The sequence below is a fragment of the Salinarimonas sp. genome (assembly GCF_040111675.1).
In the GTDB taxonomy this organism is placed as follows: Bacteria; Pseudomonadota; Alphaproteobacteria; order Rhizobiales; family Beijerinckiaceae; genus Salinarimonas.
Genome location: NZ_CP157794.1, coordinates 423,721 through 440,681, shown reverse-complemented (window position 1 = coordinate 440,681; position 16,961 = coordinate 423,721). Strand labels below are relative to the sequence as shown.

The window sequence follows — 16,961 nt, the reverse complement described above, 5'->3', positions numbered from 1 at the left end:
TCGGCGGGCGTCATGAGCGCCAGGAGCAACGCCAAGCGCCTGCGTATCGGCGAGGCGCTCGATCGCCTCGCCCCGCGCGTCCCGGATTTCGAGCGCGAGGCCATCCTCGATCACGCGCTCGACAGCCGCGGCCTGTCGACGGCGACGCCCGAGACCGCCGCCTGGCTCTCGATGGTGTCCTACGTCCGCCATGTGATGACGGATTACGACGCCCTGCTCGCGGAAGGCTACGATCGCGACTCGGCGCGCTTCTTCGTCGCCGACGCCGCCAGCGAGATCCTCGAGGGCTGGGGCTGCCGGCGCCGCCTCGACGAGGAGGGCTGAGGCCGCGTCACTCGAGCGTGAGCCCCGCCTTGCGCGGGCGCCCGCTCGTCATCCGCGCGAGCGTGTCGTCGCGCCGGGAATAGTGGTGGTGCAGCGCCGCGCCGGCATGGACGAGGACCACGAAGGTCAGAAGGTAGGCGGCGTAATTGTGCACGACGAAGATCGGGCGGGCGACGTCGAAGCCGCGCGCGACCGGCAGCGTCATGTCCACCGTCCAGAACAGGTTCACCGGCGCGCAGCAGGCCGAGGTGGCCGCCCAGCCCGACAGCGGCACGATCACGATCAGCAGGTAGAGCGCCACGTGGCTGATCCGCGCCGCGAGGATCTGCCAGCCCGGCATCGGCGCGTGCTCCGGCGCGCCGTGGGCGGCCCGCGCCAGGAGCCGCGCGAGGACGAGCCCGACCACGATCAGCCCGAAGGACTTGTGCAGCTCGTAGAGGGCGTTCGTCAGCGTCCCCGGCCCGATCCGGGTCATGATCAGCCCGGCGGGGATCAGGCCGACGATGCACAGGGCCGTCAGCCAGTGGATCCAGATCTGGACCGTGGCGTAACGCGGCGCCGCGGCCGCCGTCACCCTAGCCATGCTCCCCTCCCTCCGCTCCGTGGCGACGCAGGTCGCAGTCGAACAGGACGTCGCCGTCCTCCAGGAGATAGGCGCGCGCCCGCGGACGCAAGGCCTCGCCGAGGCGATCGATGGGCGCGAGGGAAAGCCCGATCTGCCCCGAGCCGATGAGCAGCGGCGCGACGAGCACGTGCAGCCGGTCGAGGCAGCCCGCCTCGAGGAAGCGCGAGACCGTGTTCGCCCCGCCCTCCACCAGGATGCGCGCGAAGCCGAGCCGGCCGAGCGCCGCGACGATCGTCGTCGGCGCCACCGCGCCCTCACCCGGCAGGTCGAGCCGCTCGACGCCCGCGGGCAGCGGGGCGCCGACCCCGGCCCGGCGCAGGGCAATGCGCCGCGTCCCGTCGTCGCGCCAGACCTGGGCGCGCGGGGGCAGGCGCCCGTTCGGGTCGAGCACGACGCGCGCGGGGCTCTGGCCCGGCACGCGCCGGACCGTCAGCAGCGGATCGTCGGCGAGCGCCGTGCCGACGCCGACGAGGACGGCGTCCACCCGCGCGCGGATCGCATGCAGGTGATCGAGGGCGGCCGATCCGTTGATGTACTTGGAATCGCCGGTGGGCGTGGCGATGCGCCCGTCGAGCGACTGGCCGAGCTGCCCCACGACGAAGGGCGCGTCCGGCCGGCCCGCCGCGAACGGCCCGAACAGGGCCGCCTCCCGCGAGGCCCGCGTTCCGCTCTCCTCCCTCGCTCCGCCGCCGAGATCCATGCCGTGCCCCCTGCCTGATCCGCCCCGAGCGGTACCACGTACGTGATTTGCGTTTGCGCCCGAACGCGACGATATGAACGATCGTCGCCGGCAAAATGCGCCCTAGTTCGACATCGGCGCCAGCTCGAGGAGGAGCTAGCGGAGCCGGAACGAACGGCCAGGGCCGCGGCTTGACCGTAGCTCGGCCGGCGTTCCGCTACGGGAGCCCGTGCAAAGGCCAGGATGTGATGATGCGTCTCGTTTTGGGGTTGAGCGGCGACATCGACCGGATGCAGGTCGAACGCGCCATCGCGGAGTTCCGGCACGGCCGTCCCGTGCTGATCGAGGACGGCGAGGCCGCGCTGCTCGCGATCGGCGTCGAGGATCTGGACGCGGAGGCCTGCGCGCGGCTCGACGTCGTGGCCATGGGGCGCGCCCGCCTCGTCCTCACCGACAAGCGGCTCGGGCGTCTCGGCAAGGAGCGGACCGTGCCCGGCGCCGTCGCGCTGCCGACGGTCGACGCCGCGCGCATCGAGGCGCTCGCCCGTCGCATCGATGCGCGCCTCGATGCGCCCGCGCATCCGATCGCGCCGCTCGACGCCGACGCGCTGGAGCTCGCCCGCCTGTCCTTCGTCACGCCCGCCGTCGTGACCGTTCCCGTCCCGGCCGAGGTCGAGCGCGAGCCGAGCCTGGTGCGCGTTCCCGGCGCCGCCGTGCGCGGCTTCCGCCGGGCGCAGGCGCGGCTCCTGCGCGTCGCGAGCCGCGCGCCGGTGCCGCTGGACGGCGCCGTCGAGACCGAGTTCGTCGTCTTCCGCGGCGGCGAGGGCATGCGCGACCAGGTCGCCGTCGTGGTCGGCGCGCCGGACCTCTCCCAGCCGGTCCTCGTGCGGCTGCATTCCGCCTGCCTGACCGGCGACCTGTTCGGCTCGCTGAAATGCGATTGCGGCGACCAGCTGCGCGGCACCGTCCAGGCGATGGCGCAGGGCGAGGGCGGCGTGCTCCTCTACCTCGACCAGGAGGGCCGCGGCAACGGCATCGCCAATAAGATCCGCGCCTACGAGCTGCAGGCCGAGGGCTTCGACACCTACGAGGCCGACGAGGCGCTCGGCTTCGGGCTCGACCAGCGTCGCTTCGACTTCGCCGCCGAGATGCTGCGCCAGCTCGGCGTCGCCAAGGTGCGGGTGATGACCAACAATCCCGAGAAGATCGCCGCGCTCGAAGCCGCCGGGCTCGAGGTCGTCTCCGACCTGCGCAGCGTCGGGCGCCGCACGGCCGAGAACGTGCGCTATCTCGCGACGAAGCGCGACAAGGCCGGGCACATGATCGAGCTGGACGGGGCGACGGCGCCGAAGGCCGACTGAGCAGGGGAGCGCGGGACCCGGACCGGGCGGAGAAGGCGGCGGGAAAAGATCGGGGCGGCCGTCTCGGGCTCTTCCCCGCGCCTCCCACGGGCTCGCTGGGCAGCCTAGCCGTCGCTACGGCGAGGTCCAGGGTCCGCCGCGCGATTGTTCACAGCTTTGCGGCAGCGCGGTTCCCGGCGGTCTGCGCGACCTTAAGCCGCACAAGGCTTTGCGTCGTTCGTGTGCATCACCGCATATGCGAATGGGCGGAACCGCTCGGGCGGATGCGGCGGCTCAGAGGTCGAGCGAGCCGTCCGGGTCGACGAGCCCGGCGCGCAGGCCGGCGGCCTCGCCGCGCGCCAGCAACGCCGCCACCCGCAGCTCGCGGGCGCTGACGACGGCGTCCTGGGCGTCGCGCGCGAGGCCCCAGCGCCGGCAGTCCTCGGCATAGCCGAAAAACGCGTCGGCCGCCGCCTCGTCCGCCGTCGCGCGGGACAGCACGCGGGCGATGTCGCGCAGCCTCTGGAGGATCGAATCGGCGTCGTCGGTCATGAGCCCCGCTTAGCATAGGCGAGAGGCGGACGCGAGCGATCCGGCGACGCCCTCCACAGCTGCGTGCCGGCGGCGTGACGCGACCGCGACCTTAACATTCGTTAATGTATTCGCCTGTAAATCAAAGTAAGTAACTTCATATCGACTGCTCATGCCGGGTCGGGCCACAAAATGGCCTTGATCCCTCGAAAGTAAATGCGCTAACAGAAACCGAAAAACAAGGTAAGGGGGCTCCGCTTACGACAACGGTGGAGGACCAGATGCCGACGTCGGAGATCGAAGAGCTGAACGCGGGCATGAGCGAGATCGTGCGCAGCGAAGTCGCCAGGGAAGTCGCCAAGAGCGCGAACGGCGCCGCGCATCCGAACGGGCACGAGCCCGCCCCGCACAACGGTCACGCCGCCCCGACCATGGCCGCCTCGCGCGAGCCTGTCCGGCTGCCCCGGCGCATCGCCGGCGGCTTCCGCGGCCTGACCGACGACCTCGACCGCCGCGCCCGCGACTGGCGCGCCGTCGTGCGGCTGATGGAGCAGCAGCGTCCTCAGCTGGAGATGGCCGAGACCGAGCGCGAACGCCTCGCCGAGATGCTGGCGCGCGCCGTCTCGGAGGTGCAGGAGAGCGGCAAGAACCTCAAGGCCATGCTCGACAACACCCGCTCGGGCGACGTGTCCGGAGACCTCGCGGCGCAGTTCGCGCGACAGGTCGGCGCGCTCGAGCAGCTCGAGGACGTGACCGAGAGCCTCATCGCGAACTTCATCATGCTGCGCTCGACCTGGGAGCAATACGCCCGCAGCGTCATCCAGGCGCAGGGCCTGCGGGACGAGCTCAAGCCGAGCGCCACCTGAGGCGCCGCCCGGCGGCGGTTCGCGCCGCCCCCGTCGCAACACCGTCGCGACCGTCGCCGGGCTTCCGAAGATCTCGGCATGGCGCCGGCCGCTCGCGCGCGCACGCGTGAGCGTATAAGCGCGGCCGTTGAAAATCCAGACGGGTCTACGCATTGTTTCCGAAGCATTGCTGACGTAGTATCACCCTCCGAGCGCGCGACGGTGCAGCGGGTTTGCTGTCCGGCGCCGCGCATCGACATCGGACGAGCCGCAAGGCTGACGGGCGGAGGGCCGACTTGTACAAGAAAATCCTCGTTCCCATCGATCTCGCCCACAAGGACCGGCTCGCCAAGGCCGTCGACGCCGCCGTGGATCTGGCGCGCCATTACGGCGCGGCGCTCGTCGTCGTCGGCGTGACGGAGGAGACGCCGAGTCCGGTCGCGCACAATCCGCGGGAATACGCGCAGAAGCTCCAGGCCTACGCCGCCGAGCTGGCCGGCGCGCACGGGATCGCGACCGAGGCGAAGGCCTATTCCGCGCACGACCCGGCGGTCCAGATCGACGAGACGATCCTGAAGGCGATCGGCGAGACCGGCGCGGACCTCGTGGTGATGGCCTCGCACGCGCCGACGATCGGCGACGCGCTGGTCCCCTCGCACGGCGGCAAGGTCGCCTCCCACACGGCCGTCTCGGTCTTCCTCGTGCGCTGAGCGCGCGACAGACGCGGACCGGAGCCTCCCCGAGGACACAACGCGAGGAATCGATATGGACGATCAACCGACGCGCCAGGAGCCCCCCGTCGAGGAGACGGGCATCGAGCCGATCCCGGCGCCCGAGGGCGAGACCACCCTGATCGAGACCGATTACACGGTCGGCCAGAGCAATGTCGAGTTCAAGCTCGGCCCCATTCCCGTCGACATCCACAACCCGGTCTTCCCGATCTCGGGCGTGATCATCCTGGCCTTCGTGATCCTCACGCTGGCCTTCCAGAACTCGGTCGAGCCGCTGTTCGTCGGCCTGCGCGACTGGCTCACCGGCGCCTTCGACTGGTTCTTCCTCGGCGCGGCCAACGTCTTCGTCATCCTCTGCCTGGTGCTGATCGTCACGCCGCTCGGGCGGGTGCGGCTGGGCGGCAAGGAGGCGACGCCGGACTATTCCTATACCGGCTGGTTCGCGATGCTGTTCGCCGCCGGCATGGGCATCGGCCTGATGTTCTACGGCGTCTCCGAGCCGATCTCGCACTATTCGACGGCGCTCGGCGGCACGACGGTCGAGAACGGCGTACGCACCGACTGGGCGCCTCTCGGCGCCGCCGCCGGCGACCCGGCCGAGGCCGCGCGGCTGGGCATGGCGGCGACGATCTTCCACTGGGCGCTCCACCCCTGGGCGATCTACGCCACCGTCGCCCTCGCGCTCGCCCTGTTCTCCTACAACAAGGGCCTGCCGCTGACGATCCGCTCGATCTTCTATCCGATCTTCGGCGAGCGCGTCTGGGGCTGGACCGGGCACATCATCGACATCCTGGCCGTGCTCGCGACCCTGTTCGGGCTCGCGACCTCGCTCGGCTTCGGCGCGGAGCAGGCCAATGCCGGCCTCGCCTTCCTCTTCGGGCTGCCGAACGACGACACGTCGAAGGTGGTGCTGATCCTCGTCATCACGGCCGTCGCCCTGGTCTCGGTCGTGGCGGGCCTCGACGCCGGCGTGAAGCGGCTCTCCGAGATCAACATGGTGCTCGCCGCCCTGCTGCTCGGCTTCGTCGTCCTGGTCGGGCCGACCATGCTGATCCTCACCGGCTTCTTCCAGAACCTGTGGGCCTACGCCGAGTACCTGCCGGCCCTGTCGAACCCGATCGGGCGCGAGGACGAGAACTTCAGCCAGGGATGGACGGCGTTCTACTGGGCCTGGTGGATCTCCTGGTCGCCGTTCGTGGGCATGTTCATCGCGCGCGTGTCGCGCGGGCGCACGGTGCGCGAGTTCGTCACCTGCGTGCTGATCATCCCCTCCATGGTCTCGGTCCTGTGGATGACCGCCTTCGGCGGCACCGCCATCGACCAGATCGTGAGCCAGGGCATGTCGGCCGTGCAGGACGCGCCGCTCGAGCTCAAGCTGTTCGAGATGCTGGCCGGGCTGCCCTGGACGGCGATCACCTCCTTCATCGGGATCGTGCTGGTGATCGTGTTCTTCGTCACCTCGTCGGACTCGGGCTCGCTCGTGATCGATACGATCACGGCCGGCGGCAAGGTGAACGCGCCGGTGCCCCAGCGCGTGTTCTGGGCCATCTTCGAGGGTCTGATCGCCGTGGCGCTGCTCCTCGGCGGCGGGCTCGCGGCCCTGCAGGCCATGGCGGTCTCGACCGGCTTCCCGTTCACGATCGTGCTGCTGCTCGGCTGCTACGCCATCGTGAAGGGGCTGATGGACGAACCGCGCTGAGGCGTCCTCCTCGCGCGCGTCGGCGCAGGAGCGCACGGCGCGCGTGAGCCCCCGCCGGATTGGCGCGCCCGTCCCCGCGGTCTAGTCTCGCCTCCACAGACGCGAACGAGAACGGGAGGACGGGATGCGCAAGGTGGCGGTCGTGACGGGGGCGGGCTCGGGCATCGGGGCCGCCTCCGCGCTCGAATTGGCGCGCGGCGGCTTCGACGTGGCGCTCGCGGGGCGCAGGCCCGAACCGCTCGAGGCGGTGGCCGGCGAGATCCGGGCGCTCGGCCGCGAGGCGCTGCCCGTCCCCACCGACGTCGGCGACGAGGAGGCCGTCGCCGCCCTCTTCGCCAGGGTGGGCGAGGCCTGGGGCCGGCTCGACTTCGTCTTCAACAACGCCGGCGTCTCGCCCCGCGCCGTCGACATCGACGCGCTCTCCGTCGCCGAATGGCGCCAGGCGGTGGACGTCAACCTCACCGGCGTCTTCCTGTGCGCCCGCGAGGCCTTCCGCATGATGAAGGCTCAGGACCCGCAGGGCGGGCGCATCGTCAACAACGGCTCGATCTCGGCCACCACCCCGCGGCCGAACTCCGCGCCCTACACGGCGACGAAGCACGCGGTGACCGGCCTCACCAAGACGCTCGCGCTCGACGGGCGGCCCTATTCCATCGCGGTCGGGCAGATCGACATCGGCAACGCGCACACGCCGCTCGCCCAGCGGCTCGGCGAGGGCGCGCGCCAGCCGGACGGCTCGGTCCGGCCCGAGCCGATGATGGACGTCGTCCACGCGGCGCGCGCGGTGGCGCACATGGCGAGCCTGCCGCTCGACGCGAACGTGCTGTTCATGACGGTGATGGCGACCAACATGCCCTTCGTCGGGCGCGGTTGAGAGCCGGTCGCGACCGCGGGTCGCGACGTTAAGCCGCGCGGCGATGGGCGCAGGTCCGCGCCGCGCTATCTGAGCACAGCATCGACAGATCTCCGTCGAAGGAGGCGGCGATGCAGCACCCCCCCACCCGCGCCGAGGGCCTGGCGCGGCTCGAGCGCTTCGTACCGCGCGCCGGCGCGGACTACGCCCGCACGCGCAACGAGGATCGCGGGCCCCACGACCGCGGGAACGTCTCGACGCTGTCTCCCTACATCCGCCACCGCCTCGTCACCGAGCACGAGGCGCTGGAGGCCGTGCTCGCCCGGCACACGCCGGAGGCGGCGGAGAAGTTCGTGCAGGAGGTGCTCTGGCGGACCTACTGGAAAGGCTGGCTCGAGCAGCGCCCGGGAATCTGGACGCGCTACCAGGTGCGGCTCGCGGCCGATCTGGACGGGCTCGCGGGGGACATCTCCCTGCGCCGGCGCTACGAGGAGGCGATCGAGGGGCGCGTCGGCATCGAGGGCTTCGACGACTGGGCGCGCGAGCTGGTCGAGACCGGCTACCTCCACAATCACGCGCGCATGTGGTTCTCCTCGATCTGGATCTTCACCCTGCGCCTGCCCTGGACGCTCGGCGCGGATTTCTTCCTGCGCCATCTCCTCGACGGCGACCCCGCCTCGAACACGCTGTCCTGGCGCTGGACCGCCGGGCTTCAGACCCCGGGCAAGACCTATCTGGCGCGGGCCGACAACATCGCCCGCTACACCAACGGCCGCTTCTCCCCGCGGGATCTCTCGCGCAGCGCCGAGCCGCTGATCGAGCCCGCGCCGCCGCCGCCGGCCGGCGTGCCGCCGGCCGATCCCTCGCGAAGCGGCGAGGCCGCGCTCCTCCTCACGGAGGAGGACCTCACCCCCGAGCAATGGGCGCTCGGCGGCCTGCGCCCGCGCGCCGTTCTCGCCGGCCACGCGGCGGCGCGGCGCTCGGCGCTGCCGGTCTCGCGCCTCGTCCTCGACTTCAGCGACGGGGCGCTCGCCGACGCCGGCGCGCGCGCCGCGAGCCGTTACGGCGTGCCGGCCCACGCCGTGGCGCTGGAGCCGCAGACCCTGCTCGACGCCGCACGGGCGCTGCGGGTCGGCGCCCTCGTCACCGGCTACGCGCCGGTCGGCCCCGCCGCGGAGGCGCTGGCGCGGGCGAAGGCCGCCCTCGCGGATGCCGGCATCGCCCTCGTCCAGCTGCGCCGCAGCCTCGACGAGCGCGCCTGGCCCCACGCGACGCGGGGCTTCTTCGGCTTCAAGAAGCGCATCCCGGAGCTCCTGGCGGCGGAAGGGCTGGGCTGACGGCGGTGTCGCCGGCGCGTCCCGATGCGCCTTCCGTAAAGCCCCGGAGCAGCTTGCGCGGCGAAAATGCCACACCCATCTCAAGGCGGAGCCGGTCGCTCGCGAGGAGGGCCGGGTGATGCGTATCGCGGCGCGCGCGCCTCTTCCGAGGGCGTTCGCCGCCCGTCATGAAGGTTCGGACATGAACATCGAGAAATACACCGAACGGGCGCGGGGCTTCCTCCAGTCCGCGCAGACCCTGGCGCTCCGCGAGGGTCATCAGCAATTCTCCCCCGAGCACGTCGCCAAGGTGCTCCTCGACGATGCGGACGGCATGGCCGCGGGCCTGATCGCCCGCGCCGGCGGCGACGCGAAGGTGGCCAGGCAGCTCGTCGAGCAGGCGCTCGCCCGCATGCCGAAGGTCGAGGGCGGCGGCGGCCAGCTCTATCTCCAGCCGGCGCTGGCGCGCGTCTTCGACGCCGCCGAGAAGGCCGCCGACAAGGCGGGCGACTCGTTCGTCACCGTCGAGCGGCTGCTCCTCGCGCTCGCCGTCGAGAAGGACACCGAGGCGGGCAAGGCGCTCGCCAAGGCCGGCGTCACCGCCGCCTCGCTGAACCAGGCGATCAACGCCCTGCGCAAGGGCCGCACGGCCGATTCCGCCTCCGCCGAGAACCAGTACGAGGCGCTGAAGAAATACGCCCGCGACCTCACCGAGGCGGCGCGCGAAGGCAAGCTCGACCCGGTCATCGGCCGCGACGAGGAGATCCGCCGCGCGATCCAGGTCCTCTCCCGGCGCACCAAGAACAACCCCGTCCTCATCGGCGAGCCCGGCGTCGGCAAGACCGCCATCGTCGAGGGCCTCGCCTTGCGCATCGTCAACGGCGACGTGCCCGAGAGCCTGAAGGACAAGAGCCTCCTCGCCCTCGACATGGGCGCGCTCATCGCCGGCGCGAAATATCGCGGCGAGTTCGAGGAGCGGCTCAAGGCCGTGCTCCAGGAGGTCACCTCCGCCGAAGGCGGCATCGTCCTGTTCATCGACGAGATGCACACCCTCGTCGGCGCCGGCAAGGCGGACGGGGCGATGGACGCCTCGAACCTCCTCAAGCCCGCCCTCGCCCGCGGCGAGCTTCACTGCGTCGGCGCCACCACCCTCGACGAATACCGCAAGCACGTCGAGAAGGACGCGGCGCTCGCCCGGCGCTTCCAGCCGGTCTTCGTCTCGGAGCCGACGGTGGAGGACACGGTCTCCATCCTGCGCGGCCTCAAGGAGAAGTACGAGCAGCACCACGGCGTGCGCATCACCGATTCCGCGATCGTCGCGGCCGCGACGCTGTCGAACCGCTACATCACCGACCGCTTCCTGCCCGACAAGGCGATCGACCTCGTCGACGAGGCCTCCGCGCGCCTGCGCATGCAGGTCGATTCGAAGCCCGAGGAGCTCGATTCGATCGACCGCGAGATCGTGCGCCTGAAGATCGAGGCCGAGGCGCTCAAGAAGGAGACGGACGCCGCCTCCAAGGACCGTCTCGCCAAGCTCGAGGGCGAGCTCGGCGAGCTCGAGGCGCAGTCGGCCGCGATCACCGGGCGCTGGCAGGCGGAGAAGAACAAGCTCGGCCGCGCCGCCGACATCAAGAAGCGCCTCGACGAGGCCCGCACCGAGCTCGCCCAGGCCCAGCGCAAGGGCGAGTACCAGCGCGCGGGCGAGCTCGCCTACGGCGAGATCCCGCAGCTCGAGCGCGAGCTCTCCGAGATCGAGGCCGCGGGCGGCGACGTCGCGGAGGTCGGGGCGGGCAACGGCGGCGACAAGGGCCTGATGGAGGAGGCGGTGACGCCCGACCACGTCGCCTCCGTCGTCTCGCGCTGGACCGGCGTGCCCGTCGACAGGATGCTCGAGGGCGAGCGCGAGAAGCTGCTGCGCATGGAGGAGGCGATCGCAAAGCGCGTCGTCGGCCAGGCGGAGGCGGTGACCGCCGTCTCGACCGCGGTGCGGCGCGCCCGCGCCGGGCTGCAGGACCCGAACCGGCCGATCGGCTCGTTCATGTTCCTCGGCCCCACCGGCGTCGGCAAGACCGAGCTGACCAAGGCGCTGGCGCACTTCCTGTTCGACGACGAGACCGCGCTCGTGCGCCTCGACATGTCGGAATACATGGAGAAGCACTCGGTGGCCCGCCTCATCGGCGCGCCTCCGGGCTATGTCGGCTACGAGGAGGGCGGCGCCCTCACCGAGGCCGTGCGCCGGCGGCCCTACCAGGTCGTGCTCTTCGACGAGATCGAGAAGGCGCATCCGGACGTGTTCAACGTCCTCCTCCAGGTGCTCGACGACGGGCGGCTGACGGACGGGCAGGGCCGCACGGTCGACTTCCGCAACACGCTGATCGTCATGACCTCGAATCTCGGCGCCGAGTACCTGGTCAACCAGCCCGAGGGCCAGGACACGGACGCCGTGCGCGACGAGGTGATGGGCGTGGTGCGGGCCTCCTTCCGGCCCGAGTTCCTCAACCGCGTGGACGAGATCATCCTCTTCCACCGCCTCCAGAAGAGCGAGATGGGCGCCATCGTCGACATCCAGATGCGCCGGCTCGCCCGGCTGCTGGAGGAGCGCAAGATCGTGGTCGAGCTCTCCGAGGACGCCCGCACCTGGCTCGCCGAGAAGGGCTGGGACCCGGCCTACGGCGCGCGGCCCTTGAAGCGCGTGATCCAGAAGTCGGTCCAGGACCCGCTCGCCGAGCTGATCCTGTCCGGCGCGATCAAGGACGGCGAGAGCGTGCCGGTGACGGTGGGGCCGCTCGGCCTGATGATCGGCGAATACGCCGCCGGCGAGGACCGCGCGGCGCGGCTGAAGCCCACGGGCGCCGCGCTGCATTGAGCATGGGACGAGCGCGAGCCGCCGCCGGGTGACCCCGGCGGCGGTCTTGGATTCGGTGAGCGCGCCGCCACCCCTGTCATCCCCGGCCGGAGCCGCGAAGCGGCGCAGGAGAAGGGGACTTGGGTGCAGGATGTCGCGCCGAAGGCGCTCATTGCGCCGCCGACCAGGCGGCTGGTCGCCGCCGACGGACGCCGCTTCGCGGCGAGCAAGTCGTGCTGGGTCCCCTTCCCCTTCGTTCGCTTCGCTCACTTCGGCCGGGGATGACACGGGAGAGCGCCGCCAGCCGTGCCATCCCCCCTGCGCATTCCCGAACGCGCCGCGGCCTTGACGCCCGCGCGCCCACATGTCCGCATGGCCGCTCGTTTCCGCCATGCAGAAGAGACCGATGCCATCCGTCCGCGATCGCCTGGAGAGCGTCCTCTCCCGCCTCGACGCCCGCGCCGCCGAGGAGCGCGTCTTCACGAAGCTCTACCATGCCCCCGCCCGCGCCGCCGCGGACGCCGCCGACGCGCGGCGCGCCGCCGGCCTTTCGCTCGGGCCCCTCGACGGCGTGATCGTCTCGATCAAGGACCTGTTCGACGTCCAGGGCGAGCCGACGCTCGCGGGCTCCGCCATCCTGCGCGAGGCCGCGCCGGCGGAGCGCGACGCGCCGGTCGTCGCCCGGCTGCGCCGCGCCGGCGCGGTGATCGTGGGGAAGACCAACATGTCCGAGTTCGCCTTCTCCGGCATCGGCATCAACCCGCATCACGGCACGCCCGGCAACGCCGCCGATCCGGCGCGCGTGCCCGGCGGCTCCTCCTCCGGCGCGGGGGTGAGCGTCGGCGAGGGCACGAGCGAGATCGCGATCGGCACCGACACAGGCGGCTCGGTGCGCATCCCCGCCTCGCTCAACGGCGTCGTCGGCTTCAAGCCGACCACCGGCCGCGTGCCCACCGAGGGCGCCTATCCGCTCTCCTGGAGCCTCGATTCCATCGGCCCGCTGGCGCGGAGCGTGGCAGAATGCGCGGCGGCCGACGCGGTGATGGCGGGTCTCGAGCCGCAGGCGCTCGACGCCATGCCGGTGGCGGGCCTGCGCATCGGCGTGCCGCGCGGCCTGCTCTTCACCGAGACGGAGGACGTGGTCGCGCAGGGCTTCGAGGAGGCCCTGTCGCGCCTCTCGGCCGCGGGCGCGCGCATCGTCGAGCACGGCATCGACGACCTCCTCGCCGCCATGAACGACGCCACAGCGGCGGCCCCCCTCGTCGCCATCGAGGCGGCGGCGGTGCACGCGGACATGCACGAGCCGCACGCGGCGCGCTACGACCGCAACGTGCTCGCCCGCATCCGCCGCGGCGCGGGCGTCAGCGCGGCCGCCTACCTGCGGCTGACGGAGACCCGCCGCCGGCTCATCGCCGCCATGGACCGGCGGCTCGCCCCCCTCGACGTCCTGGTCCTGCCCGCCACCGCCACCACCGCGCCGCCCATCGCGGCGCTCGAGGCGGACGACGAGGCCTTCATGCGGGCGAACCTGCTGATGCTGCGCAACACCACCTGGGGCAACCTGTTCGACCTCACCGGCGTCAGCCTGCCCATGCCGGGCCTCCCGCGCCCGGCCGGCCTGATGCTGATGAAGCGCAACGGCCACGACCGCGCCCTGCTCGAGGTGGCGGCGGGGATGGAGCCGCTGCTCGTGTGAGGCGGGCGAGCCCTCCCCGCGCACGTCCCGATGGACGCCGCGCCCCCGCCTGCGCTAGACGATCGCCATGAACATCCTTCTCATCGGATCGGGCGGGCGCGAGCACGCCCTCGCCTGGGCCATGGCCGAGAGCCCGCTCTGCGAGCGGCTCTATTGCGCGCCGGGCAATGCCGGCATCGCGTGCGAGGGCGAGACCGTCGTCCTCGACGTCGCCGACCACGCGGCGGTGATCGCCTTCTGCCGGACGATGGGGATCGGCCTCGTCGTCGTCGGCAACGAGGCGCCCCTCGTCGCCGGCCTCGTCGACGATCTCGCCGCGGCGGGGGTCCGGGCCTTCGGACCCACCGCGGCGGCCGCCCGGCTCGAGGGCTCCAAGGCCTTCACCAAGGCGCTGTGCGACGAGACCGGCATCCCCACGGCCGCCTATGCCCGCTTCGAGGCGGTGGAGCCGGCCCTCGCCTATCTGCGCGCGCAGGGCGCGCCGATCGTGGTGAAGTACGACGGCCTCGCCGCCGGCAAGGGCGTCGTCGTGGCGCAGACGCTTCCCGAGGCCGAGAACGCCGTGCGCGCCATGCTCGCGGGCCCGCAGGACGTCGTCGTGATCGAGGCGTTCATGGAGGGCGAGGAGGCGAGCTTCTTCGCCCTCTGCGACGGGACGACGGCGCTCCCCCTCGCCTCCGCGCAGGATCACAAGCGCGCCTTCGACGGCGACCAGGGCCCGAACACGGGCGGCATGGGCGCCTATTCGCCGGCCCCGGTGCTCACCCCGGACCTCGAGGCGCGGGTGATGGCCGAGATCGTCGAGCCGACGCTCGCGGCCATGGCCGCGCGCGGCACGCCCTTCGTCGGCGTGCTCTATGCCGGCCTGATGATCGGCCCCGACGGCGCGCCCCGCCTCGTCGAGTACAACGTGCGCCTCGGCGACCCGGAGGCGCAGGCGCTCATGCCGCGGCTCCTGTCCGATCCGGTCGAGGCGATGCTCGCCGCCTGCGACGGGCGGCTGAGCGAGGTCACCCTCGCCTGGCGCGAGGAGGCCGCCCTCGTCGTCACGCTCGCGACGACGGGCTATCCGGGCGCGGTGGAGAAAGGCTCCGAGATCCGCAACCTTGAGGCCGCGGCCGCGCTGCCGGGCGTGCGGATCTTCCACGCCGGCACGAAGCGCGACGGGGACCGCATCCTCGCGAACGGCGGCCGCGTTCTCTCGGTCGTCGGCCTCGGCGCCGACATCGCGGAGGCCCGCGCGCGCGCCTATGCGGCGGTGGACGCCATCGACTGGCCGGAGGGATTCTGCCGGCGGGACATCGGCTGGCGGGCGCTCGCGCGTTAGGCTGGGGCACGCACCACGCACCCGCTAGGAGGCTTTCGCATGTCGGACCTGTTCCCGGGCTTCACCTCTCACTGGCTCGACACGGAGGTCGGCCGCGCCTTCGTGCGCAAGGGCGGCGAGGGGCCGCCGGTGCTGCTCCTCCACGGCTTCCCGCAGACCCACGCCATCTGGCACCGCGTGGCGCCCGAGCTCGCGAAGACGCACACCGTCGTCCTGATGGACCTGCGCGGCTACGGCTGGTCGACGGCGCCGGCGGGCGATCCCGCCCACGAGACCTATTCGAAGCGCGCCATGGGCGCCGACGCCATCCGGGTGATGTCCGATTTCGGCTTCGCCCGCTTCGCGCTCGTCGGCCACGACCGGGGCGCGCGGGTGGGCTATCGCCTGGCGCTCGACCATCCGGGGCGGCTGTCGCATCTCGCCATGCTCGACATCCTGCCGACCTTCCACGTCTGGCGCGAGATCGACGCCGGGCGCTTCCCCGGAGCGCACTGGGAATTCCTGGCGCGCCCGGCGCCGGAGCCCGAGGAGGCGATCGGCAGGAACCCGAACGGCTTCTTCGACAAGCTGATGGCCGGCTGGACGCGGGAGGGCACGCTCGCGCCCTTCGATGCGCGGGCGATGGAGTCCTACCGCCAGGGCGCCAACGAGCCCTTGCGCATCCACGCCATGTGCGAGGACTACCGCGCCGGCGCCACCCTCGACCGCATCGCCGACGAGGACGACCTGCGCGCGGGCCGCACGATCTTCTGCCCCGTGGCGCTCGCCTGGGGCACCTTCTTCCTCACCGGCCGCGACGAGGGCGGCCCCACCCCGCTCGACGTCTGGCGCGCGAGCTTCGCCCCGGACGCCTTCGGCCGGCAGGTGGAGGCGGGACATTTCGTGCCGGAGGAGGACCCGGCGGGGACGCTCGCGGTGGTCCGGGAGCTCCTGGGGAGGGAGGCGTGAGGACACGGAACGATGCGACGAGCGCGCCGACCCTTCTCCTTCCCTGTAGGGGAAGGACAGACGATGCGTCGCTCGCGAACCCGACGTCGCGATCGATCGGCGGGCCGTTCGGCGTTCGCGAAGGTGGGCGGTCCACTGATGCCGTCGAGCGACACGGTTCCGTCCGGCGGAGCCCCGCCCCATGACCACCCCGACGAACCCCTTCCCCACGCCCTCCCAGCAGGCGCGCCGGCGGGCCGCGCTCGCGCCGCGGGAGCGGCGGGGCCGGCTCGAGCCCACCGACAGCGGGCCGACGGTGGCGCTGGCGCTCGGATCGGGCGGGGCGCGCGGGCTCGCCCACGTCGTGGTGCTCGAGGCGCTCGACGAGCTCGGGATGACGCCGTCCGCGATCGTCGGCTGCTCCATGGGCGCCGTCGTCGGCGCCGCCTATTGCGCCGGCATCCCGGCCAGGGCGCTGCGCCGGCACGCCCTGGACAGCCTGCTCGACAAGCCGAAGGTCATGGCGCGGCTGATCGAGGCGCGGGTCGGCAAGCTCATCGACGTCTTCAACGGCTTCGGCAACCCGCTCCTCCTCGACGCCGAGAAGGTGCTCGACGCCTTCCTGCCGGGCGGGCTGCCCACGCGGATCGAGGAGATGCGCGTCCCCTTCTCGGCCGTGACCTGCGATTTCTTCGCCCGCACCGAGGTGGTGTATTCCGAAGGGCCGGTGCGGCCGGCGGTGGCGGGATCCATGGCCATTCCGGGCCTGTTCAAGCCCGTGACCCACGGCGCGCGCACGCTGATCGACGGCGGCGCGGTCAACCCGCTGCCGTTCGATCTCCTCATCGGCAAGGCCGACGTCGTGATCGCGGTGGACGTCGCGGCCGGGCCCGAGCCCGATCGGGACCGCCTGCCCGGCGGCCTCGACGTCACGATCGGCGCGATCCAGATCATGCAGGAGGCGATCGTCCAGGCGAAGCTCAAGCTCGCGCGCCCGCAGATCCTGCTGCGCCCGGACGTGCAGCGCTTCCGCGTGCTCGACTTCTTCGACGCCGAGGCCCTGTTCGCCGCGGTCGACGCCATGAAGGACGACCTCAAGCGCGAGATCGCCCGCCAGATCGAGGGCGCCGCCCCCCGCGAGATCGGCCCGCCGCCGCCGGAGACGAGCTGAGCCGCGAGATCGGCCGGAAAGATCGGCAAGAATCGGCTTGTGGCGTCGGAAA

15 protein-coding genes are annotated in these 16,961 nt (G+C 72.1%); 12 read left to right on the top strand and 3 right to left on the bottom strand.

What is annotated here, in order from left to right; genetic code table 11:
- Nucleotides 1-12 precede the first annotated feature (12 nt).
- The gene (locus tag ABL310_RS02030) at nt 13-324 is read left to right on the top strand and encodes a DUF2293 domain-containing protein (protein ID WP_349370052.1); all 312 of its coding nucleotides are present in this window, start codon (nt 13-15) and stop codon (nt 322-324) included.
- A gap of 7 nt (nt 325-331) precedes the next feature.
- Here ABL310_RS02030 and ABL310_RS02025 read toward each other — a convergent pair whose 3' ends face one another.
- Nucleotides 332-907: a cytochrome b gene (locus ABL310_RS02025; protein WP_349370051.1), complete on the bottom strand. Its 576-nt coding sequence runs from the start codon at nt 905-907 to the stop codon at nt 332-334.
- Complete coding sequence (locus tag ABL310_RS02020; protein ID WP_349370050.1) at nt 900-1,649, bottom strand: RibD family protein; 750 nt, start codon at nt 1,647-1,649, stop codon at nt 900-902. The genes ABL310_RS02025 and ABL310_RS02020 overlap by 8 nt, the downstream gene beginning before the upstream one ends.
- A 230-nt stretch (nt 1,650-1,879) precedes the next feature.
- Between ABL310_RS02020 and ribA the strand changes: the two genes are divergently transcribed.
- Nucleotides 1,880-2,989 (top strand): GTP cyclohydrolase II RibA, encoded by a 1,110-nt coding sequence (gene ribA, locus ABL310_RS02015; RefSeq protein WP_349370049.1) that lies wholly within the window; start codon nt 1,880-1,882, stop codon nt 2,987-2,989.
- A 273-nt stretch (nt 2,990-3,262) separates the two neighbouring features.
- Here the strand turns inward: ribA and ABL310_RS02010 are convergent, their stop codons facing one another.
- Nucleotides 3,263-3,520 (bottom strand): hypothetical protein, encoded by a 258-nt coding sequence (locus tag ABL310_RS02010; protein ID WP_349370048.1) that lies wholly within the window; start codon nt 3,518-3,520, stop codon nt 3,263-3,265.
- Nucleotides 3,521-3,780: 260 nt separating this feature from the next.
- On the opposite strand from ABL310_RS02010, the gene ABL310_RS02005 reads away from it, so the two are divergent.
- The 10 genes from ABL310_RS02005 to ABL310_RS01960 all read left to right on the top strand — a co-directional run bounded on the left by ABL310_RS02005 (nt 3,781) and on the right by ABL310_RS01960 (nt 16,909).
- The gene (locus ABL310_RS02005; RefSeq protein WP_349370047.1) at nt 3,781-4,365 is read left to right on the top strand and encodes a hypothetical protein; all 585 of its coding nucleotides are present in this window, start codon (nt 3,781-3,783) and stop codon (nt 4,363-4,365) included.
- Between the two features lie 275 nt (nt 4,366-4,640).
- A complete protein-coding gene (locus tag ABL310_RS02000; protein ID WP_349370046.1) occupies nt 4,641-5,054 on the top strand; it encodes a universal stress protein in 414 nt (137 codons plus the stop codon).
- Between the two features lie 55 nt (nt 5,055-5,109).
- A complete protein-coding gene (locus tag ABL310_RS01995; RefSeq protein ID WP_349370045.1) occupies nt 5,110-6,774 on the top strand; it encodes a BCCT family transporter in 1,665 nt (554 codons plus the stop codon).
- Between the two features lie 124 nt (nt 6,775-6,898).
- The gene (locus ABL310_RS01990) at nt 6,899-7,648 is read left to right on the top strand and encodes an SDR family oxidoreductase (RefSeq protein WP_349370044.1); all 750 of its coding nucleotides are present in this window, start codon (nt 6,899-6,901) and stop codon (nt 7,646-7,648) included.
- A gap of 110 nt (nt 7,649-7,758) precedes the next feature.
- Nucleotides 7,759-8,964 (top strand): FAD-binding domain-containing protein, encoded by a 1,206-nt coding sequence (locus ABL310_RS01985; RefSeq protein WP_349370043.1) that lies wholly within the window; start codon nt 7,759-7,761, stop codon nt 8,962-8,964.
- 181 nt (nt 8,965-9,145) lie between these two features.
- Complete coding sequence (gene clpB / locus ABL310_RS01980) at nt 9,146-11,809, top strand: ATP-dependent chaperone ClpB (protein WP_349370042.1); 2,664 nt, start codon at nt 9,146-9,148, stop codon at nt 11,807-11,809.
- Nucleotides 11,810-12,194: 385 nt separating this feature from the next.
- Nucleotides 12,195-13,484 carry an amidase gene (locus ABL310_RS01975; protein WP_349370041.1) on the top strand — a complete coding sequence of 430 codons (1,290 nt, stop codon included), beginning with the start codon at nt 12,195-12,197 and terminating at the stop codon, nt 13,482-13,484.
- Between the two features lie 67 nt (nt 13,485-13,551).
- Entirely contained in the window at nt 13,552-14,811 is a 1,260-nt protein-coding gene (gene purD, locus ABL310_RS01970; protein ID WP_349370040.1) for a phosphoribosylamine--glycine ligase, read from the top strand.
- A 39-nt stretch (nt 14,812-14,850) separates the two neighbouring features.
- Nucleotides 14,851-15,759 carry an alpha/beta hydrolase gene (locus ABL310_RS01965; protein ID WP_349370039.1) on the top strand — a complete coding sequence of 303 codons (909 nt, stop codon included), beginning with the start codon at nt 14,851-14,853 and terminating at the stop codon, nt 15,757-15,759.
- Between the two features lie 181 nt (nt 15,760-15,940).
- Nucleotides 15,941-16,909, top strand: a complete 969-nt coding sequence (locus ABL310_RS01960) for a patatin-like phospholipase family protein (protein WP_349370038.1) — start codon at nt 15,941-15,943, stop codon at nt 16,907-16,909.
- Nucleotides 16,910-16,961: the final 52 nt, after the last annotated feature.